Here is a 23,217-nt window from a genome sequence, read left to right as displayed (position 1 = left end):
CACTAAATCTCACATCCCGCTAATTCCAGCCTTTTATATGGTATCCAACGGTAAAAGTCCGGGAATACTATGGAGAAGTTGTGTTAATCACAGCTATTCAGAGATATTATGATAAAACAAAAGAAAAAGGAGGAACCAAAATGAAGCCAGTTTCACAAGAAGCAAATAATCCCCTGGGATATCGTAAAGTATCCAGGCTCTTGACCGGATATGCCATTCCCTGTATCATTTCCATGCTGGTTACCGCACTTTATAACATAGTGGATCAGATATTTATCGGGCAGGGTGTGGGCGTTTTAGGAAACGCCGCAACAAACATTGCTTTTCCATTGTCCACTACCTGCACTGCAATTGCTCTGCTGCTAGGTATCGGCGGCGCCTCCAATTTTTCACTGGAACTGGGTGCCGGCAGGAAGGATGATGCGGCAAAGTCCGCTGGAAATGCAATCACCATGATGGCAGTATGTGGAATCGCACTTTTTGTGATTGTAACAATCTTCCTGACTCCCATGCTGAAATTCTTTGGTGCCACGGATGATGTTCTTCCTTATGCCCAGACCTATACCCGGATTACCTCCATTGGATTTCCATTTCTGATTATCAACACTGCAATCAGTAAACTGATCCTGGCGGACGGCAGTCCTAAATATTCCATGACCTCCATGCTGGTTGGCGCCGTTATCAATACCATCCTGGATCCTATCTTTATCTTTGTATTCGATATGGGTATGGCTGGCGCAGCTCTTGCAACCATAATCGGACAGATCATTTCCTTTTGCATCAGCGTAAAATATGCATTCCATTTTCATAATATTACACTGACACGCAAAAGCTTTCAGCTAAAGTATAAATACTGCAGAAATATTTTTGCCCTTGGAGCCAGCGCCTGTTTTAATCAAATTGCCATGACCGTAACTCAGATTGTCATGAACAACGTGCTCTCCTATTATGGTGCAAGATCTATATATGGAAGCGAAATTCCCCTTGCCTGCGCAGGTATTATCATAAAAGTAAATATGATTTTTATGGCGCTTGTCATCGGTATCTCTCAGGGAACCCAGCCCATTGTAGGATTCAACTACGGTGCAAAAAAATACGGACGCGTCAAAGAGACTTATAAACTGGCAGTTTTCAGTGCAACGCTAATTTCTATTCTGGCATTCCTCTGCTTTCAGTTTTTCCCACGGCAGATTATTTCCATCTTTGGAAACGGAAGCGAGACCTATTTTAAATTCGCGGAACGGTATTTCAGAATCTTTTTGTTTTTGACTTTTATAAATGGCATACAGCCGGTTACTTCCAATTTCTTTACCTCCATTGGGAAATCCGTACTGGGTGTATTCATGTCCCTTACCAGACAGATTATTTTCCTGCTTCCGCTTTTTGTCATTTTTCCTATCTTCCTGGGAATCGACGGCGTAATGTATGCCGGCCCCATAGCAGATGCGGCTGCAGCGGTTGTCTGCATTTACTTCCTGATCCGGGAAATGCGTGAACTTACACGGCTTCAGAAAGGATTGGAAGAAGCAACACCAATTGCTTAAAATGAATGATTAATGAGGCACTCATTTATCTGCAGTGCCATATTATTATAAGCCCCCGAAGTATCCGATTTATCCAATACTCCGGGGGCTTATATAATCTCCTGATTCATCTTCTCAGGCATTTTCTTGATTTAAAAAAATATATTACTGAAATAAGTCACTGTATTTGCGCCGTTTATGTAATGGATCCCTGCCGCAGAGGCTTCTTTATTCACATAGATTCCAAAGCTTTCCACTGAGGGAAACATCTGATCCGGGAATCGGCACGGTGCATCCGGGTAGGTACAGGATTTGCAATTCTGGCACCCTTCCGATGACAGCATCAGGATATCATCCCTGTCTTCCAGGAAGATTTCCCTTACCTTTTTACTCACCTCTTCATGCCTTTTTTTCGCATCCATCATCCCATCCCAGTCAAAGGAATCTTCCAGATTGGAAACCGTAGAAAAAACTACCACGTTTTTGTATTTCATAGCCCGTTCCCTGCATTCCTCCACTGTTCCCACCCCCGGAGGACATGCCCAGGTCTTCCCATACTGCCCGCACTGGTTGACTGCGCACATTTCTCTCACTTCATCCGAAAATACAATCTTCTCCACAGGTACCACCGCTGCCTCGTGTACCCCCGCTTCCTTGCATTTGCTTAATACTTCTTCCAGATCTCTCATGTAAAATCCCCCATTGTCATCGTCTGTTTTACAGACTCATTATCCGGGAAAACAGTTATTTGTGTTTCCCTCTTTGTTATTCTTATTGTACCAAAGCAGCCCATAAAAGCAAGGGAATTTTTATGTTTTCTCCATTAAAATACTTTTTTGCCTCTGTATTCCCCGGCTGTCTTTATCAGATAATCCGCTTCCTCAGGAGTACTGCAGTTCATGCGGTATAATACACCCTCTGGCCTTAACTGCTCCAACAGTACCGGCAGATCTTCCTTAACAATATCGATGTGGATCATCTTCCCCGCATTCTGTATCTTTTTCAGCGTTTCAATCCAGTAAGCCGCCGTAGGCTGACCAGCTCCGTATACCCATTGAATGCCATCCAGCCCCTCCAGCTCCAGCAGGCTGTCCAGCTGCCGTAATGCGCCGGGTCCATCCAGGTGGAAAATAGTATGTTTCAGGAACCCGATTTCTTCTTTTAACTCAGGAATCACGAATTTCTGATACATTTCTTCAGAAATCATTCCTCCAAAATCACAGGATGTCACATACCAGCCCTGCTGATGGTAAATCCCCATCCAGTTGGAATTCCCCTGCTGCTTTTCTTGCAGAATATCATTCAGACTGTTATATACCTCCTTAAACCGCATGCACATTTCAAAATTCAATTTCTGTACCAGCTCCGGCTCTTCAAATATGTCAAAGCACAATTCCTGTGGTCCCCGTAATGATACCAGCCCATCTAATCCCGGATGGATATCTGTAATTCCAACCAGATAATCTCCACGGCTGTCATCCAGCATCGCTTTCGTCAGTTCCACAGTCTTACGAAACCAGATATTGTCTTCCTTTATGCAGCTTACATCAATATCCTCCGGTTTTTCAACATGGCTGGATGCCCAGCTGGTATCTTCCCCAAAAGTAATGCCGCATCCAAAATATGCTCCGAATACGTCAGGTCCCAGGTTCGGACATACCAATGGATATGCTTCTCCTGCAAAATATAAGGATTCCTGAAGTGCCCTCTCTCTTCTAACCACATATTCAGTATCCATCCACTGATCATACAGGTTTTCTCTTTTTTCTGAAAATACAGATCGGTAATCATATCGCGGCGCCCGTATGTCCATTAGCGGCCTGTCATGATTTTCCTTTGCCCAATAGGCATCATAGCGTTTTTTGATCTTATCAAAGTTATCAATGTGAATCATTTTAAGCCCCCTTTTATGATATCTCCCCTAATAAGCCCCATATTCTTCCACTGCCTCGAAGAAAGCAATCAGATTCTCCCAGCTCACTTCCGGCTCCACCATATGATTGGGTCCGATGAGATATCCACCGTCTTTTCCAAGGATTTCAATACAACGTTTAACCTCTTTCTTCACCTGCTCCGGCGTACCAAAAGAAAGGTTGGTCTGGGCACTAACCCCTCCCCAAAACGCCAGCTTATCTCCATAGGTATCCTTTATTTTCTGCAAATCCATGCATTCAGGCTGGATCGGATTTAAAATGTTGACCCCTATCTCAATTAATTCCGGAATAATCTGGCACGGATTACCGCAGGAATGGTAAAAGACCGGTATATCAGGGGTTATCTCCCTTGCTCTCGCAATAATCCGTGCAAGTCTGGGCTTAAGGAACTCCCGCCAGGTATCCACTCCAATCAGCATTCCTGTCTGCATCCCCACATCATCCCCCAGCATAAGTACATCTATTCCGGCCTTTAGCATAAGTACTACCTGCTCCATACGCATCCGGGTGATGCGCTCCATTAATATCGTAATCGCCTCCGGCTCTGTTAACATGTCCATCATAGTTTCTTCAAATCCCCGGATAGCCCAGGTTTTTTCAAAAATTGTCTGGGTCAGGCTTCCGCACACTGCAAGCCCTTTTTCATGGCACTTATCCACATAAGACTTAAAATGTGCACTTCTCCTTGGCTCTAAAAAGTCCGGCAACGGAAATTCTTCTGCCTGCCGCTCTGTCATGCCGGCCTTAAAAGGGGAGATAATATGTTCAAAATGTAAATTCGTATCCCTGGATTTTCCGCTTCCCACGCCCCATTCATTGACAGAAAATCCTGGTTCCTGGTCTCTGCCCGCATAATATTCCGAGAAATCCCTTTTTACTTCGGTTGGTGCAAAATCCAAAAACCGGATATCCAAGCCAAAGTATTCAAAATAATCATCACATCCCGTTCTTTTACGGAATTCTGCTTCCAGCGCCGGACACAATCCCCAGCTTAAATCCTTTGGAATTTTATCCGGAACCTTTCTGTTCACCACCGCCAATACCCGCTCTCTTCCATTCATGATACCATCCTCCTGACTTTTATCTCATCTAATTACTGCCTTTGCTACATTTTTCGGACATTACGCCCACTATATGCTATTGCTTTACACTGCCCGCAGTCAGACCGTCTATAATATTTTTTTCGAACAATATAACAAATAATACAATGGGGATCATCATAATAGTTGCCAGTGCACTGATTTTCTCCCATGGTACGTTATACTGATTTATTCTTGGAATCAATGTCAGCCCCACACTCAGCGGTGTGGCTTTCCTGTTGGTAAAAACCAGCGGTATCATAAACTCATTCATGGTATTAATAAAATTAATAATTGCCATGGTGGCAATTGCCGGCTTCATAAGTGGAAACAGCACCTTGAATATCTTGGTGCAGACGTTTGCCCCGTCAACTGCAGCCGCTTCTTCTAACGAATAGGGTATCTGCTGTATGAAGGTCACAAAAGACATCGTGGTAAATGGTATAAACCCGCTGACATATAATAGGATCAGACCCAGGTGGGTATCGTGGAGATGCAGAGTCTTATATGTCTGAAACATGGGAATTAAGGTCATAATAACCGGCAGCATTGCAGAAAAAACCAACATTGAATAGGCCGCACCTGATCCCCGGAATGTAAATCTGGCAAAGGAATACGCAGCCAGTATGCTGATTACAATTGTTGCGATAATGGCAAATACGGCTACAATCAATGTATTGAACGCTAGCCCGCTGACATCCACCTCTTTAAACAGCGTAAAATAGTTCTGAAGTGTAGGATTCTCAGGAAAATAGGTAACCGGCGTAGTGAACAGCAATTCTTTTTCCGTAATGGAAGATGTAAATATCCAGAATACCGGAAATAAGATGATCAGAGCCAGTATCATAGTTGTAATCCAGATAAAAATCCGATAACCTTTTGACTTTTTCATTTTCCCACCCCCTAGTAGTCAATCTTTTTCTGCAGACGCATACCGCCGCCTGCAACAATTACCATGATCAGGAACAACATCATTGATATGGCTGATGCATATCCATAGTTCAGGTTTTTAAAGGCTTCTGTCGTTATCTTGTAACTAATTAAAGAGGTCTTAGCCCCCGGTCCTCCCTGGGTCATGGCATAGACCAGATCAAAGCTTGTCAGCCGCCAAAGAGTAAAAAATAATCCCATGGTAATCAGAACCCGCTTAATATGCGGCATGGTAATTGCAAAAAAACGTTTAACGGCACCTGCACCATCCATGGCTGCCGATTCATACAATTCCAGTGAAACACTTTGCAATGCCGCCAACACCATAATCGCAAAGAACGGCACATTTTTCCAGACATCTACGATGATAACCGCCGCCTGGGCACCTGCAGGATTAACCAGCCATGCAAAATTAAAATTAGATTGGCTGAGCCTTGAGAACAGGTCATTTACAAATCCATAAGTATCGTTAAACGCCCATTGTGCTGCTATACCAATGACGATCGTAGGCATCGCCCATGGTATCAGAACTATGGAACGCAAAAATTTTTTCCCTTTGAATTTTACGTTTAAAACTAAAGCCAGCATTATGCCCAACGTCATAATTAATATAACGGAAATAATAGTAAAGATCAGAGTAAACCGAATAGATTCCTGCACACCGGGATCTTTCAACAGCTTTGCATAATTTTGAAATCCTACAAATTTCTTTGTCTGTGTGATCATTTTATAATTTAAAAGACTGTACCACGCCGTAGTAATCATCGGATAAATAATGGTGGCGCCCCTTACGAGCAGCGCCGGCAGTACCAGTGCCCAGGCTACCAGTACTCTCTTTTTTCCCATTGACATTTTTTTCATCCCGCAACCTTCCCCTCTTTTTCTATCTGCCTGCCGCAGATGCCAAGAGGGAACCCCGCAGTGTTCCCCCTTTTATTCTTACGGCCTGTAAAATACTGTAACGGACTGATAAAGTGCAGTTACTTTTATTCTTCAACCAGAGCCTGAATCTCTGCAGTAGCTTTTTCTACACATTCGTCCAAAGACATTTGATTGGTCAGATAGGACTGTGCATAGGTCTCCGCAACCTCCATAAGCTCATTTACCGTTGCCGGCATCGGTCTTGGAACTAACGAACCTGCTGCCGAATATTCTTCCAGCGCCTGGCCTGCCCGGTTTACTTCCTTAGCCTCCGGTTTTGCCATTACCTTAGCATGAGAAGAACCTTCCATCTGAAGATTGCACATCTGTCCTTCTTCACTGGCCCATACCTTAAGCACTTCTTTTGCTGCATCCACTTTTTTAGAATTCTTATTAATTGCCATATGCCAACCTGCTACGATAGTATGGTTTGTTTTAAATACCGGCATGGGTTCAATCTGTATGTTATCCCCCCATTTATCTCCGCAGACATCTGCCAGGTAAGCCCACTGGAACACCATTCCGTATTTGTTGTCGATAATCTTCTGGTTCATGGCATCATAGCTGTCACCAAGTGCTGCTTCCGATACCACTTTATCTTTATAAAGCATATCATACATAAACTGCAGTGCTTCTTTTGACTCCGGTTTTGTCCAATCATATATATCACCCTCAAAACAATACATCCACCGGATTAAATCATTATATAACTGTCCTCCCTTTGACCAGGCTGCGCCATATCCATAAGCCTCCTCATTCGTCATAGCCTTTGCCGCTTCCAGAAATTCATCTGTATTCGTGGGAATCTTTGCGCCCGCCTTGTCAAATACCTCTTTGTTAATAAACAGATACATGGCATTCAATTCCTGGGGCAGCAAATAATAATTTCCATCTGCACTCTTGCAGATCCGTTCCAGAACATCTGCCGGATAATTTTCTTTTTCAGCCTCAATAATTTCATTAATGGGTTCCAGATAGCCTGCTGTACTGTATGTAACGCCTAATAACTCGTCCACATGCACAATATCAAAAGAATCATCTCCGGCAGTCAGTATCGAACTCAGTTTCGTTACAACATCCGGATAATTAGTCGGTGCAACCACTCCCTCAACGATTATGCCTGTTTTCTCTTTTACCAGATCAACAAAGGGCTGCCATCCTTCCATATCTACATTTCGCGTATATACCGTAACCGTTTCTCCCGCAAATGGCTGATCGCTTCCTTTCTCCGGCGCTTCGCTTTCCTGTACAGATGACGATTCTGCTCCCTGTGAATCCTTTGCATTTATCACCTTCTCTGTGCTTTCAGAACTCGTTCCCGCACTTCCTTTTGTTTCTCCTGCCCCGCTGTTACCTGAACCGCTGTTACCTGAACCGCCGCATGCTGTCAGACTTGCTGCCAGTGCCAATGTTAATAAAACGCTGATAAACCTCTTCTTCATAGTACCCTCTCCTTCACTTGTTTAATATAACTAATATAGATTTTATCCGTAAAAAAAACAATGTACCAATTTCTAGGAAATGGTACACTTTTCTTATATCTTCTATTATATTTTCTATTATTTGTTCAGAAAATGGTTCTTGTATTCCTGTGGCAATTCCCCTGTACGTGCCCGAAATACTTTTGAAAAGTATCTGGATGAGTTATATCCGATCATCGCAGATATCTCGCTGATTTTATAATTTCCGAACTTCAACAGCTCTTTCGCCTTTGCAATTCTTAAATTTGTTACATAATCATTGTAATTGCTGCCCGTCTTCGACTTAAACAACGCCGAAAAATAGCTCTGGTTAAAATAGAAAACACTGCAGATTTTCTGGGTAGAGATATCCTGGGTATAGTTTAAATGAATATAATTGATTACTTCATCGATTGTTCCGCCATAATGCTTCCCCTGAATCTGTTCTAATGCCTTGCATGCAGGCACTACAAATGAATAAAATCGTTCCATCAGCCGTTCTGTGTCCGGTGCTGCCGTTAACTGAGAGAAAATATCCTTTTGTTCAAATTCCGGCGGTAAAACCGTATTTTCTTCGCACAGATTCCATATTTCCTTTGCACATTTTTGTACAAACGAATAAATGACATAAGGCGGCAGAGATATCTTATAACGATCTGCAGTCTCCTGTACTAACTCCAGTACCTGTTCCCTGTTTTGAAGATGAAGTGCACTTTCTACCACTGAGATATCCCTGGCATAAATGCTGCCGGGACTTTTATATGTATATGGGAGGCGCTCAAACAAGCAGCAGCGGTCCTCTCTGCACTGGGCCTCATATAATGCTGCTTTCGCCTTCCTGTATGACATGGGTATTTCCCTCATTCCTGATACGGTATCCCCGATTCCCATAGCCGCGTTTCCCCCCTGCCCTTTTGCATATGCCAGCAGTTCCATCCAGATCTTTTCAATTGCATGTTCCCGGGTATCTACCCCTACCAGGATAATAATGATCAGCCCGTTCTTGTTGTAAACAATATATTGCTCATATGCCTGCTTTTGCAGAATTTCATCACAGTATATTCTGGCCTTTTCCGTATCCCATCCATTTTTCCCGCTGTCATATCCGTTCACTGCCAGAACCCTGTGGGGCATCTGCTGCTGCAATTGCTCTATATGTTCTTCATCTGCAGACATAACTTCCTCTTCCAGCACCTTATCATAAATCGTGGACTGTAATTTTTTCCTGATCTTATTTTTATTCCCGATCACCCGTTGTGCATCTTCCAGCATTTTCTTAAGCAGCGCCGGATTGATCGGCTTATTGATATAGTCCAGAACCTGATAACGTATCGCCGCTCTGGCATATTCAAATTCACTGTATCCGCTGAGCAGAACAAATTCACAGGTAATATCCTGCTCCCTGCAAGCACCAATCAGCTGTATGCCATCCCATTTTGGCATCATAATATCACAAATTACCAGATCCGGTTTTTTTTCCCGGATTGAATCGTAAGCCGTGACTCCATTTTCACAAGTCTGCAGCAGTTCAAATCCTTCTGTTTCTTTTACAAATCTCCCGATTCCTTCCCGTATGACTTTCTCGTCATCTACTACAATAACCTTGATCATTTTTTTCCCTCCGCAATTGGTATTAAAATCTCAATTCTTGTATAATGTCCCACACGGCTTTTTATTTCCAGGCCTTTTTCCACAGAGTAAGTCAGACAGATTCTTTTGTTAACATTAGAGAGCCCTATGCTCTCCTTTATTGTTCCTTCCGTACTCTGATATACCTCCCTTATTTTCTGCTGTTCCATACCATTTCCGTTATCAAATACCATAATTTTCAGCATGTTTTCCTCAATACGAAGTTTTATAACCAGTACACCGTCTTTCTTATCCTTTAAACCATGTACGACTGCATTTTCAACTAGCGGCTGAATAATCAGGCATGGTATAACCTGCTTTAATGCTTCTTCCTCTACATCATAAAAAGCTTCAAAAGAGTGGTCATAACGAATCTCCTGAATATACAGATAATTCTTAATCTGCAGAATTTCCTGACTTGCTGTTACATATTTCCCATACTGATAAGTCGTATATCTCAGCATGTCGCCCAGGCAGGTAATCATATTTGTAACCTCCGGCATATCCAGGAACATCACCTTCCAGTTAATAGTATCCAATGTATTAAATATAAAATGTGGATTAATCTGGGATTGCAGCGCCTCTATCCTGGCGTTTTTTTCATTCAGGCTTATGACATAATTCTCATTGACCAGGTTCTGTATCCGCGTGAGCATATGATTAAAATCTTCCGCAATATTTTCAATCTCACTGTATCCGCTGGCATCTACTTTTCTGGCAATGTCAGTTATTCCAATATCCTGAATCTGATCCACAAAGTTATGCATAGGCTTTGTTAACTTTTTCGAAATCAAAAGCACTAATATCAAATTTAATATAACTAAAATAATAAGAAACTCAATCAATGTATTCTTAAAAGAGCTGATAGAAAGGCTGATATCCTGAACCGGTGTCACAATCACCAGCCTCTGCTCCAGAGATTCAATCTCACGCTCCAGCATTTGTGGTGATGTACCGCCATCTGAATCTTCTTTTACCACTTCCGATAATAATTGACCGTTAAGATCATCCCGGGTAGCATAAGTCACCTCACCGTCCCCATTTACTAACATAGCATAACTACCCGGTGTCGTAACTGCATTTTTCAAAATATCCCGGATATACTGCCCACGGATCATGACCATAACCGTCCCTGTAATCTGATCATCTTTCAGAACATTTTTAAAATCCTTAATCGTTCTTGCAAATATAATGCTGTGTTCCTTTCCCACATCATAGCATTTAATTGCTCCTTTATTTCTGATTACCTGTTCCTGCGCCTGTTCCCGGTAAGCCCGGTGTACCTGATAGGTCGTACTGCTGTAATTCTTGATCAAATAGATATCTGTCTTTGCTGAATCCTCCAGAAAAATACCTACCGAATGTATAAAATTATAAGACAGCAGATAATCATAACACAGGCTCTCAGCCTCAAAAGCCAGGGATTGACGCTGGGCATTATTTTCAAATTCCCCTCTGAATATCCGGCTGCAAATATCATTCAGGTTTGCATCCGAATACATTTTTAACGTAAGATCATTTAAATAAAACCGGACATCATCAAAATTTTTATTAATATTTTCCGCTGCAATTCGATTATTTTCCAAAATATTAGACTTTGCTATTTTGAAATACTGGGAGTTGATCAGATAAAAGAACAGCAGGAAACTGACCACATTTAGGGAAATAAAAAAAATGGAAATGCTGAATGCGATACTTTTAGATCTTTTCTTTTTCATAGGGCAATCCTCCCTGATCGAAATATGTACTTTTATTGTTATCATATAATATCCTGGTAAATGTTACAACTGTTGAATATCAAATCAAAAAAACTGCCCCACCAAACTGATCACTCAGCCCTGCAGGACAGCTTTTACCTGTCTTATTTTGTTATTTTTACGGTCTTTGCCTGTCCTTTTCCACTAAATAACTTTGTATAAGTATTTACTTTAGACTTTGGAACAGAGATTACCGCTTTTGTTGAAATTCCTTTCCATGCATTCTTGCCAACTGAATTTAACCCTTTGGATTTAATGGTAATATTCTTCAGTCCTTTTGTACCATAGAATGCCTGGGAACCAATCTTCTTCACATTAGAACCAATAGTTACTTTCTCCAGAGTTCTCCGGTTCTTAAATGCCTTGCTTCCAATTTCCGTAACCTTAAACTTCACTTTCTGAATGGTAACTGTAGAAGGAATGGTCAGTTTCTTTATTTTTTTATTTGTGGTGCCTGTCACTGACACGGTTTTCGATCCGGATGTAAGCTTTGTTATTTTATACTTCAGGGAACCGCTCTGGTATATCTTGCCTTTCTTCAGGCTTGTAACGGTGTCTGTACTTCCCTTTTGTGCGGCTTTCTGTGCTTCTTCTGCTTTTCTCTGCGCCTCTTGTGCCGCATCTCTTGCTGCTTCTACTGTCTTTTGTACTTCTTCTGCTGCTTTTTTAGCTTCTTCAGCTTTCGCCTGGGCTTCCTGGGCGGATTTCTTTGCTTCTTCTGCTGCTTTTCGCTCTTCTTCAGCTCTTTGTCTGGCTGTTTCAGCTGCCTGTTTTTCAGCTTCTGCCTGTTTCTTTGCCTCTTCTGCTGCCTGCTTTTCGGCCTCCGCCTGTTTTCTCGCTTCTTCGGCTGCCTGTTTTTCAGCCTCTGCCTGCTTTTGAGCTTCCTCTGCTGCTGCTTTCAAACGGACAATTTCTTCTTTGGTGGCTTCTGTCTTAGACTGCGCCTCCTGGGCTGCTGTTTTTGCTGCTTCTGCGGCTTTCTTCGCCTCTTCTGCTTTTTCCTGGGCTTTCACTGCTTCTGCTTTGGCAGCCTCAGCCTTCGCCAGTGCTTCTTTTGCTGCTTCTGCATCCTGATCTGCTGCATTTTGTGCTGCTTCTGCCGCAGCCTTAGCTTCTTCAGCCGCCTTCTTTGCCGCTTCTGCTGCGATCTTTTCTTCCTCAGCTTTCTGCTGTGCCGCTTCTGCCGATACTTTTGCTGACTCTGCATCCGCCAGCATTTTCTCCAGGATATCCAACAGCTCTTCGTTATTGCCCAATTCGTGGATAATATAAGAAGTCCCCGGCTCTGTGCTAAATTCAATTGTTTTCTCTTTGGAATTTTCTGTTTCCCCGTAAGCTGTGGATACCAGGCTTCCGTCTTCCCTGGTCACAAATGCTCCGTCCCATGGAATAACAACTTTTGCATCCGTTCCCTTTTCACTTGTAATATGAATGGACGGAACCGTTCCTTCTTTCATCTCTGCAGATACCAGAAATGCTCCTTTTACGCGGATATCCTGAAATTCTGCGTTATTGCCTGTCCAGGTTGGGAATGTCTTGATAAATCCATTATCGGAATAGACCATCATATCATTCAGAGCTTCCATAACCCCTACTTTTTCCCAGCCGTGGGTGTTGTCATCAACGTAATAATTACCTGCCATTTTCTTAACTACATACTGTTTGATCTTGCTGACCAGTGTTGCAGCATCATATTGTACCCTGGCTGCATGGGTGAAGATCTTTGGCGTGTTATTTACCATATTCCAGCCGGCGCTTCCGTAGGCAGCACCGTCGTTTCCGCATACATTTACGGTATTGCGCGCTACTTCCAGTAAGTAGGGATCGGAATCAAATCCCAGCTGATCCCCTGGTTGTATTCCTTCCAGATTAACGGTTGCAGATATCGGACGGATCTTACGGTCTTCTGAAAGTCCAAATATTTCTTTTCCCAAATAATTAGAGTTTTTCTGGGAATTCGCATTAAATCCCTGATATTCATATATGCTGACTTCCATTCCGGGCAGGTGGGTGGAAATATCCTGCCATACTCCAAACTTTTCTTGTGACGGTGCTGCTTCACTGCCGATTCCAACCAGCGTATCCAACAGGTTCTGTAAATTGCCTATGGTCACATTGGGGTTGAATTCAAAAGAGCCTTCGTGGGAACCGTCAAATAGTACATAAGTATATTCGCCTGTACCGTCATATTCCGGATATTTCTCATAGTTTTTAGTATATTTTGTAGTCTGTGACTGTCCTCCTGCATCGGAGCACGGATTGTCCTTTACAAATTCATCATCGACTCTGGCACTCCGTTTTTCTACCCACTGTTCATAGAAATTAGCTGTCTTTACAAGAAAATCATATGGGGAATACAAATTTCCTGATGCAGATTCCTGCTTTTTCATCAGCCATTCCTTATCCAGTGTATAGTTGTAATATGCACAAATCTGAGATGCACAGAACAGAGCATTAATCGTCTGGTTCAAATAAGAAGCATCATCCGATGATACTTTGAATGGCTTTAATCCTACAGGAAGCAGTAAAGCATCCTCAAATCCGTTTTTAAAGTCTTCCTCTCTGGTTCCATAATACCAGCTGCTGATGGATTTTAAATGTTCCGGATTGGCTGCACGTTCTATTCCGGTATCCATGTATTCAATAAACACATCAAACATTGGCTGTGAAAATTCTTTCAACCTGTTGCTGGAATATGAGCCGTAATACGGGGACTGGAAATTATAATTTAAATGGTAGTCTCCCTGCCATCCTGAATTGTCCCTGGTTGTCCATACTCCATATAAGCCCGGTGCCTGGGAACCTTCTCTGGTACAGCAAGCAAAAATGTATTGTGAACCATAATACAGCCTGTTTAATTCCGTGTCATGAAAGTCTGCATAGGACAGCTGATAATAATCTTTCCACCAATTGAGATGTTTTTCATGCAGGTTATCCACATCATCTGTACTCTTTACTTCATCCAGGAGTTCCAGTACATTCTTAACTGCCAGCCCTTCTGCACCATCCGCTGCATCGACTGCCTGATTTTCTGCACAGTCTATGGCTGTAACAACGGTTACCGTCTCTCCTGCCGGGATTTCAATGCGGATAATTCCTTCATTGTCCTGAGAAGAATATTTTAGGTTATCTGTTCCCAGTACTTTGGATGCAATGGCAAACTCGCTCATCCAATCCGCCGCCTTTACCGTCTGGCTTCCATCGCTGCTTTTCTTTATTTCATCTTCTACATTTGATTTTCTGGTTGCCCATACTGTATCATTGCTGACTCCGGACTGGGCAATGGTCTGCGGTTTACTTAATACATTGGCATCTGTCGTTGTCTTAGCCAGGGTGTTTTTCCCCCATGGGCGGACATCTACAGTCTGTGCCTGGTTGCCCTTTGAAGTAATCTGGGTAACCATTATATTCTTATCTGCCACAAGCCAGTTTGTCATATCCACGGGAACATTTCCCATGTCCATTACGGTACGTACTTCTGCTTTTGCAATGTCCATCTCTTCCCGGAAAGGAGTAGCTTCTCTTGTCTGGTTAGCCGCTGGCTCCTCCTTTTGTACCACTGCCTCTTCTGGTACAAATGCAACTGACTCAGCAGATACATATTCCTCTTCTGCATATCTTACAGATTCCGCCTGCCCCGCTGCCGTGGCCTGCTCCTGATATACCGGATATTCTTCTACCGGCATTACGACTTTCGGTGTCTCCTGATTGTTAAATGCATAAATCTTACCGATTCTGGCTCTCTGATCCGATGCCGGAGTCTGCTGCCCCTGGCTAACATTTACTCTGATATAGCGGGCTTCTGCAAGTTCCGGTAATTGAATCGTTACTTCGCCTGCCCGGTTATCGGTATAATTACCAATTTCATCCCAGGATTCGCCGTCCTTACTGAGCTCTACGGTAAACTGCTTAGCCCGGAATCTGCGATATCCGATATTTCCTTCCGCATCCGTATACTTGCTGTTATCCGCATTTACAGCTCCCCCTGCTGCAAGATCCTGTACCAGGGCTTCTGCTCCTGCAAATAATATTCCTACTTCATCAAAAGACTTCACCTCACCCAGATCCACTTTTGCCCATTGAGGCATTTGTGCATGAACGCTGATCCAGCCGTTATAATCGTTGATTCCGTTTTTATCCAGTTTTATAAAATTATCTGAGATCAGGGTTTCCTGAGTTGTGTAAGGATCGGAGGAGGTAGTAACAGAAGCTCCCTTGTCCGCCATTGTAAGGCTGTTTGCAAAGTCATCATCCTGATAAAGTTCAAACTGGCTGATGCGTGCTCTTGCTTCCCCGCCGTCTTCTCCGGATGCTTTTGTAATATGTAATCTCACATACTTCGCGCTTACCGGATAAAGCATCTGCCTGTCTGTGACATCTTCCTGGTTATCCACTACCTGGTCAACTGTTACCCATTTTTCACCGTCTCTGCTGATTTCCAGTTTGAAATCCCTGGTGTTATAGACAGCACCTTTTCCGGTAGTTGCATTGTTATGTTTCACATGCCAGCGGCTAAACTGGATCATTTCCGGGAAACTCAGCTGGAGATACTGCTCCTGCCCGAGCATGGATACCCAGCCTTCAAACGCTTTTTCTTTCGAATCATCTATGTACTGGTACACACCGCCTACCGCGTTTTTCCCTTCATATCCTTCGCTCTCAGAACTAACGCTGACTTCTGCTTTATATGCCACGTTGTACTGTGCCTCTTCCGGAGCAATTACCTCTTTGTTGTCATCCGGCTCCGGTTCCACAGGTGTAAACTCTAATGGCATGGAATATAACGGATTTTCATCATTATTAAAGGCAAATACTTTAAGAATCCGCGCCCGGTCATTTGCACTTTGCTCTGATTTCCCGATATCCACCCTGAGATATCTTGCCGATATAGGCTTGCTCAGTTTATTGTCGTAAATACTTGCCTTATTTCCTGTGATATCGTCCAGTACATCCCAGTTTGTTCCGTCTACACTAACGGAAACCTTATAATTATTTGTAGTAAACTTTTGATATCCCGGAGCATTTTTATTTCCCGTCGCGTACAGATCATCCATATGTGCCTGCATTCCCATATGTAAAATCGCAATTTCATCTATAGACCGTTCCGTCCCAAGATCAATCTGTGCCCAGTGGGGCTTTACATTGGTGTTGCTGACCCATCCGCAATAGTCATTTCCGCCGTTTCCTTCCGTATACCAGTTATTATTAATCATATTATCACCGGTTCGCGCCTCATTCATAATGCTGGAAACCTTCGCCTGTGCCCCTGCATCCAAAGTGGCATAACTGGTACCGTAGTTGTCATCCATATAGATTTCAAACTGGCTGATTCTTGCTCTTGCAGTCTGGTCATCTTCTTGGGAAGCTTTTGTAATATTTAATTTTACATAACGCGCCTGATGGTCATAAAGCAGCCTTCTGTCTGTCACATCCGCTTTATTGCCGGTCACAGAATCAACCTTTGTCCAGTTCACGCCATCCTCACTGGTCTGCAGATCAAAAGAATCTGTATTCCTGTCTGCTCCTTTACGGGATGTATAATTATCATGCTTCACATGCCAGCGGTTAAATTTAGTGGATACCTTCAGATCCACTATCAGATACTGTTCCTGTCCGATATCAGATACCCATCCTTCTGCCTGGGTTACGCCGCCCACGGCTTTTTCAGCTTCATGCCCCTGGGTCTGGCTGCTTGCATAAGCCGGCATCTGGTATACTTTATTATAGGGATGTTCCGATCCTTTATTATCGATAATCGGCATCTGGTATTCATCATTTTTGTAATAACCTTCCAATTGCCCGATTCTGGCAATTCCATCTTCCCCTTCAGCAGTCGCTTGGGTAATATAGATCCGAAGATACCGGAAGCTCTGTGCCGGATTTAATTTTACTTCCGTACTGTCGGCTTCATTGCCAGTGATTTTTTCTACTGTAACCCAGTCTTCTTCCCCTGCATTTTCCGGCTTGATGCCATTCTTTAAAGTCTGAATCTCAAAATCCTTTGTATTGCGCCCGCTTCCCTTGCCGGACGTGTAATTGTCATGGCGCACAACCAGACGGTCCATAATCTCATTAAATCCCAGATCATATAAAATCCACTGGGGTGTACCTGTTTCTGCTGCTTCCCAGCCCGTAAAGTTTTCACCGTCTCCATTTAAATTTTTCAAATATAATCCGCCAGCAGTCAGCGCTGCCCCATGGTCCCGGGACTCAGAACTGGCTTTGACCTGGCTGCCATAAATCAGGTTATATTCATGTCCGGCTTCAGCAGGGGTTATTGTCAGCCCGCCCCCCGTTATAATCTGCGGTGTTCTTCCCACATACCCAAAATACAGTGAATTGTCTGACCAGAAATCATTGGATGATAAAAGCCAGGTTTTTTCCGTATCATTCCCATAAGAGGTAGCACCGATTTCTCCATTTCCCAAAAGTGCGGTACTGGGCATTTGCTGCGTGATAGCCTGATCATATTTTGTATTCGTCCAGACCGCTTTATCCGCAAATGTATCCATGATTCCAGAAATCTTTTCCCACTGCGCATCGCTGTTTCCACCTTCTGCCTTCGCCGTAAATGCCGGGCTGATACATGGTACCAGCATTGCCGTGCATAAAATTCCGGCCAATCCCTGCCATACTTTTCTTTTCTTCCTTCTCATAAATGAAACCCCCATTCCTTTTTTTCACAGTGAGACTAATCAAAACGCTTCCATGCAGCTGACCGTAGTACCCTTTACTGTGATATTCATAAGTATAACAAATGGATTTTTCTTAGGAAATGCACATTCCTGAACAATGATGTGGAAAATCCGGAACAGTTTTTTGTTTTCTGACGCAAAAACACCGAAAAACTAGGTATTTGTAATTTTCGGTGTCAATATTTGGGTTTAGCTGATTAAATTACGCTTTGTAGATGGAGGTAGTGTACGGAAAGATGGGGGTGGGAAACTGATATGGACTCCGTCAGCTTGCCACAGAACTGGTATTTTCTAACCTTTCCGAAGCACTTTTTGGCGGCACGCGGGCATTCACCGAGAAATCCTGATGCATTTCTCGGTTCAGTGCCCGCTTAGTATCCGATGGGAGCCAGTCGAATACTATCCGCCAAAAAGCACTCCGGAAAGCTAAGTAAATACTCAGCTCTGCTCTACGCTTCCTCCGCCCATATCAGTTTCCCACCCCCATCTTTCCGAGATTCATGTTACCGCCACAAAGCTGGTTTTCTCAGTAGGTTGGAACCCCTGGGCTGTAGCAGGCTGTTCTTTATTGGATGCAGCGTAGTATGTTTCGGCTGTTTATGCGTAAAAAAAGATGAAAGTTTGCTACTTTTTCTGGAATGAAGAAGCAAATTACGGTGATAAGTCCAGTTACCCTATGCTACTCGTTCTCAGCAGGTTGGAACCCCTGGGCTGTGGCAGGCTGTTCTTTATTGGACGCAGCGCAGTATGTTTCGGCTGTTTATGCGTAAGAGAAGATGAAAGTCTACTTCTTTTTCTGATCACAGAAAGAAAAACAAATCCCGTTCTCAAGATCAGTTGCTTGACATCATTAGCTTTACACCAATAGCGTCCAGCTTGCCACAACCCCAGGGTCCCACCATGCTGAGAAAACCGAGGCCACTGAAAAAGTCCCCTATTTTTAAAAGCGTTTGTCATATTACACAAATAAATATTAGTTTTATGTTTTTATAGGACCTTAACAAACGAATCTATCACGTTCCTTGGAGAGTAGAGAACTTTAAAATTTTAACCTTTTGTGCAATATTACTTTGGCTTAAACTTTTTCAGTGGCCTCGAGAAAACCAGCTTTGTATCAACGAATGCTATCTCGGAAAGAGAAGGGGGCGGACCAGGACATTGGTTTGGAAGGCGTATAGCAGAGCTGAGCATTTACTTACCTTACCGGAGTGCTTTTTGGCGGATAGTATTCGATTGGCTCCCATCGGATACTAAGCGGGCAGTGAGCTGCGAAATGCATCAGGATTTCGGAGCGAATGCCCGCGTGCCGCCAAAAAGTGCTCCGGGAAGGTTAGAAAATGCCAGTTCTGCGGTAAGCCTTCCAAACCAATGTCCTGGTCCGCCCCCTTCTCTTTCCGTACACTACCTCCATCTACAAAGCGTCCCTTCCTCAGCTAAACCCCAATATAATGCATTTAATAAAACATCACAAAACGTTCCCTGCAGTACTAAGCCATCAACTTTCCAATCTCTCCGCTTACATCTTCATATCTTCGTTCCTCTGCATTCAGGTTATTTATTTCACCTGTGATTTTTTGATCCTTAAATACCAGGATGCGTCTGGCAAGGGTAATCATCTCAGGCATATCGGAAGAGATCAATATAATAGATTTTCCCTCATCCTTTGCAAGGCTCCAGATTAAATCATGGATATACTTTTTGGCTCCCACATCGACACCTACCGTAGGTTCGTCTATGATCAGCACATCACAGTCTGCTGCCAGCCATTTCCCGATACTGACCTTTTGCTGGTTTCCGCCGGAGAGGCTTCCTACCCTGGTTTCTGCTGTAGGCGTTTTGATTTTCATTTTGTCGATCATGTAACGGATTGTTTTTTCTTCTTCCTTTATATTGATCTTCTTAAACTTATTGCGGATGCGGGACCAGATTGTTATGGTTGTATTGGTCCCAACCGAAAAATCCAGAATCAAGCCTTCCTCTTTTCTGTTTTCCGATACATATCCGATGCCATACCGCTCCAGGCTGTCCTGTACGGAATTTATGGCTGCTTTTTTTCCTTTTACGTAAACTTCACCCTGATCCATTTTATCCGCACCGATCAAAAGCCGCACCAATTCTGTTCTTCCTGAGCCTACAAGCCCGTAAAAACCCAGTATCTCACCACGCTTTAACTGGAACCCAACGTGGTCGAACTGCCCATATGTGGTGATATTTTTTGCTTCCAGCACCACGTCTTCTTTCACATCCAGAAATCCCAGATGTTCATTTGACTCTTCCCGTCCAATCATCATTTTGACTATGTCCTGACGGGTAATTCCCACACAGCTTTTTGTCCCCACATATTTTCCGTCTCTCAGTACGGAGACTTTATCACAGAGTGCGATTACCTCTTCCAGCTTGTGGGATACAAATATGACTGCCACATTCTGTTCCTTTAAGCGCTTTACAATCTTAATCAGATTGTTGCTCTCATAGGTAGTCAATGATGATGTAGGTTCATCCAGAAGTATGTATTTTGCATTTGAGGACAAAGCTTTCGCTATTTGTATCAGCTGTTTTTGTGCAGCCGTCAGGTGTTCAATCTTCTGGGTAGGGCTGATGTCCAGACCCACAATGCGCAGATACTTGACAGCGGTCTCATTTATCCTCTTCCAGTCCACCACAAGCCCTTTTTTAAACTGGTCAATCCGGTCTAAAATAATGTTCTCAGCGACTGTTGACTCCGGAATCACCTGAATCTCCTGGCTTACCATATTGATATCATGGGCAACTGCATCCCTGAAATTCTTGATATCTGCCTTTTCTCCATCCAGATACACCTCTCCCATATCAGGATGGTAAATACCTGTTATAATTTTCATGAGGGTCGATTTTCCGGCTCCATTTTCACCCATTAGAGCGTGTATTTCGCCTTTGCGAAAGCTCAGGGAAACATCATCCAGCGCTTTTACCCCCGGGAAGATTTTACTTATATTTTTTAATTCCAGCATACGAACCTCCACTAGGTGCCTCCTGGGGTAAATACTCCGGGAGGCACAATATTCTATTTCGTCAGATACTCGGTTGTAAGTTTTCCTAAGATATCCTGGGTTACCTGATCCAGCTCTGCTTCATAGGTAGTCTGATTATCTTTCGTAACAATAACATTTCCGGCATTGATAAAATACTGGCCATCCTTTACTTTATATCCTTCTCCCATATATTTTAAAATCATACAGGAAATGTAACCGTGACCTGCTGTATTCTGGGCAATTGTTGCATCTACAATACCATTCTCAATCCCTTTCATAACACCGGAGTCCGTATCAATGGCAACCGTATAGATATGCTTGTCATCTCCCTGTTTTTCGTAATAATCAGATAAAGTCTGTGTCATACCTACGCTTGTAACCAGTCCGGTACAGACAATTCCATCAATCTTTCCAACGTTTGCAGAAAGTGCACTTTCAATTTTGCTGACTGCCTCTTCCTGGGTTTTAATTCCAGCTATTTCCTGTATGATCGTAACATCCGGATACTTAGCTACTGCTTCTTCCACACCTTCTTTACGAAGTGCAGTATTGGGATCTTCCAGTACTTCCAGTACATTTAAGATATTACCTTTTTCTCCCATCATCTTTATTACAGCTTCTGTTGCATCATATGCCGCCTGTTTTACATCGGTAGCTACTGCAAAGGAAGCAGTGGTAGGTTTTGCCGTATCGGTACCAAAATTAATGACATTAACCCCCATCTTTTTCGTAATTTCTTCATACAGGCCGTTAGCTCCGGACGCATCACAGGGATAGATGGACAGTGCATTTACTCCCTGGGCAATTAAAGCTTCCACTTTTTCATTTTCACTTGCCTGGGTCCAGTCTGGACCGATCTGGATTACGACTTCCACACCCTGGTCTTCCTGAAATTTCTCAACGCCCTTTTTAACTTCGTCGAAATAAGGATGGGGCGCCGGAGCATACCATGCAATCTTTGTTGCCGAATCGGAACCCGATTTTTCTTCCCCTGCTGGTTCTTTAGCATCCACATCTGTCGTCTGACCTGATTTCGTCTCTTCTGTAGGTGCTTTTGGACTTCCGCATGCACATAATCCCGTTACTAATACTGCACATAATAAAGTTGCCATCATTTTCTTCATATTATTTATTCTCCTTTTCTTAGGAGCTTTATAGCTCCTGCTTTCTATGTAATACAACCTGATTCACTGCATCCTGAGATGCCCCTATGCCTGCTGCTTCTTTTTCAACTCCTGCTTCAGCTTCCTGCTGTTCATGATAGATTTAATGCTGTCCAGGGAAACCGCCAGCAAAAGAATTAATCCCAGATACGCTTGTTCGTAATAAATATTAGCATTTAACATAACAAGTCCGTTCTTTACCATAACAATCAGAAATCCTGCAAAGAATACTCCAATTGGATTAAATACACCGCCCTTTAACGCCGTTCCGCCAATTACTGCCACTGCAAAGGATATAACCATCCAGTCTACACCTGTAGACGGCTGTGCAGATCCGGTTCTGGATATCCATAGCAGCCCTGCGATTGCTGCAAATAATCCGGATCCCACATTTGCCAGAATAATCATTTTATTGGTATTGACACCGGACATTCTTGCTGCTTCCACGTTGCCTCCCGTAGATAAAATGCGCCGTCCGGTCACCGTATATTTAAAGAAATATCCCAGTATCAGCAAAGCAATCGCTGCCATCCAGAGAAGAAACGGAATTCCAAGAAACCCTTCCCTTCCCAGGAATGTAAAGCTTTCCGGTATCTCATTATACGGATAACCCTGGGATATACCGTTGATTAATCCGGTAAATATAAAGGAAGTAGCCAGGGTAACTACAAATGAGTTTAATTTTAAAGTTGTAATAATCACTCCGTTTATGCAGCCTGCTGCTACGCCTACTGCCAGGCCGGCCAATACCGCTGCCACCGGCGGAAGCCCCAATACCTGCATACTATAACCGGCAGCGACAACTGTCATACCCCCGATATATCCAAGCGATAAATTCATACCGCCTACAATGACTACCAATGCCTGCCCAATTGCAATGAATATATAAATTGCAGCCGTTCTTCCCATATTGAATAAATTATAGGCGGTAAAAAAGCTGTCTGAAAATGCTGTAAAAATAATTCCCAGAGCCAGTACTGCAGCAATTACCGTTACCTCACTTCTTGCAAACAATTTTTTCAGCTGGCTTTTGTTGACTTTATTGCCCTTTTCCATTTCTTAATACTCCTTTCATGCCATTACATGCTATCTTTAACTATCGCAAATTGTCACTT

Annotated in this window: 13 protein-coding genes; 1 reads left to right on the top strand and 12 read right to left on the bottom strand. The window is 43.2% G+C overall.

The window, feature by feature from the left end; all coding sequences use genetic code 11:
- Window positions 1-140: 140 nt before the first annotated feature.
- The gene (locus CD03_RS0108975; protein ID WP_027293355.1) at window positions 141-1,544 is read left to right on the top strand and encodes an MATE family efflux transporter; all 1,404 of its coding nucleotides are present in this window, start codon (window positions 141-143) and stop codon (window positions 1,542-1,544) included.
- A 131-nt stretch (window positions 1,545-1,675) separates the two neighbouring features.
- Here CD03_RS0108975 and CD03_RS0108970 read toward each other — a convergent pair whose 3' ends face one another.
- From CD03_RS0108970 to CD03_RS0108915, 12 genes are all read right to left on the bottom strand, one after another.
- Window positions 1,676-2,212, bottom strand: coding sequence for a DUF2284 domain-containing protein (locus CD03_RS0108970; protein ID WP_027293354.1), 537 nt, complete (start codon window positions 2,210-2,212; stop codon window positions 1,676-1,678).
- A gap of 134 nt (window positions 2,213-2,346) precedes the next feature.
- Window positions 2,347-3,417: a hypothetical protein gene (locus CD03_RS32975; RefSeq protein ID WP_044289259.1), complete on the bottom strand. Its 1,071-nt coding sequence runs from the start codon at window positions 3,415-3,417 to the stop codon at window positions 2,347-2,349.
- 27 nt (window positions 3,418-3,444) lie between these two features.
- Window positions 3,445-4,518, bottom strand: coding sequence for a uroporphyrinogen decarboxylase family protein (locus CD03_RS0108960; RefSeq protein WP_027293353.1), 1,074 nt, complete (start codon window positions 4,516-4,518; stop codon window positions 3,445-3,447).
- A 76-nt stretch (window positions 4,519-4,594) separates the two neighbouring features.
- On the bottom strand, window positions 4,595-5,428 hold the full coding sequence (locus tag CD03_RS0108955; RefSeq protein WP_027293352.1) for a carbohydrate ABC transporter permease: 834 nt from the start codon (window positions 5,426-5,428) through the stop codon (window positions 4,595-4,597).
- An 11-nt stretch (window positions 5,429-5,439) separates the two neighbouring features.
- Window positions 5,440-6,312, bottom strand: a complete 873-nt coding sequence (locus tag CD03_RS0108950; protein ID WP_330377166.1) for a carbohydrate ABC transporter permease — start codon at window positions 6,310-6,312, stop codon at window positions 5,440-5,442.
- Window positions 6,313-6,452: 140 nt separating this feature from the next.
- Window positions 6,453-7,829, bottom strand: coding sequence for an extracellular solute-binding protein (locus CD03_RS0108945; protein WP_027293350.1), 1,377 nt, complete (start codon window positions 7,827-7,829; stop codon window positions 6,453-6,455).
- A 117-nt stretch (window positions 7,830-7,946) separates the two neighbouring features.
- Window positions 7,947-9,458, bottom strand: a complete 1,512-nt coding sequence (locus CD03_RS0108940; RefSeq protein WP_027293349.1) for a response regulator — start codon at window positions 9,456-9,458, stop codon at window positions 7,947-7,949.
- Window positions 9,455-11,194: a histidine kinase gene (locus tag CD03_RS0108935; RefSeq protein ID WP_027293348.1), complete on the bottom strand. Its 1,740-nt coding sequence runs from the start codon at window positions 11,192-11,194 to the stop codon at window positions 9,455-9,457. The genes CD03_RS0108940 and CD03_RS0108935 overlap by 4 nt, the downstream gene beginning before the upstream one ends.
- A 143-nt stretch (window positions 11,195-11,337) precedes the next feature.
- Complete coding sequence (locus tag CD03_RS32970) at window positions 11,338-17,889, bottom strand: discoidin domain-containing protein (protein WP_044289258.1); 6,552 nt, start codon at window positions 17,887-17,889, stop codon at window positions 11,338-11,340.
- 1,526 nt (window positions 17,890-19,415) lie between these two features.
- Window positions 19,416-20,930, bottom strand: coding sequence for a sugar ABC transporter ATP-binding protein (locus CD03_RS32965; RefSeq protein WP_156042838.1), 1,515 nt, complete (start codon window positions 20,928-20,930; stop codon window positions 19,416-19,418).
- 41 nt (window positions 20,931-20,971) lie between these two features.
- On the bottom strand, window positions 20,972-22,063 hold the full coding sequence (locus CD03_RS0108920; protein ID WP_027293347.1) for a sugar ABC transporter substrate-binding protein: 1,092 nt from the start codon (window positions 22,061-22,063) through the stop codon (window positions 20,972-20,974).
- Between the two features lie 84 nt (window positions 22,064-22,147).
- Window positions 22,148-23,158 (bottom strand): ABC transporter permease, encoded by a 1,011-nt coding sequence (locus CD03_RS0108915; RefSeq protein ID WP_044289256.1) that lies wholly within the window; start codon window positions 23,156-23,158, stop codon window positions 22,148-22,150.
- Window positions 23,159-23,217: the final 59 nt, after the last annotated feature.

It is taken from the genome of Robinsoniella sp. KNHs210, from assembly GCF_000686105.1.
Classification (GTDB): domain Bacteria; phylum Bacillota; class Clostridia; order Lachnospirales; family Lachnospiraceae; genus Robinsoniella; species Robinsoniella peoriensis.
This window is presented reverse-complemented; position numbering and strand designations above follow the sequence as displayed.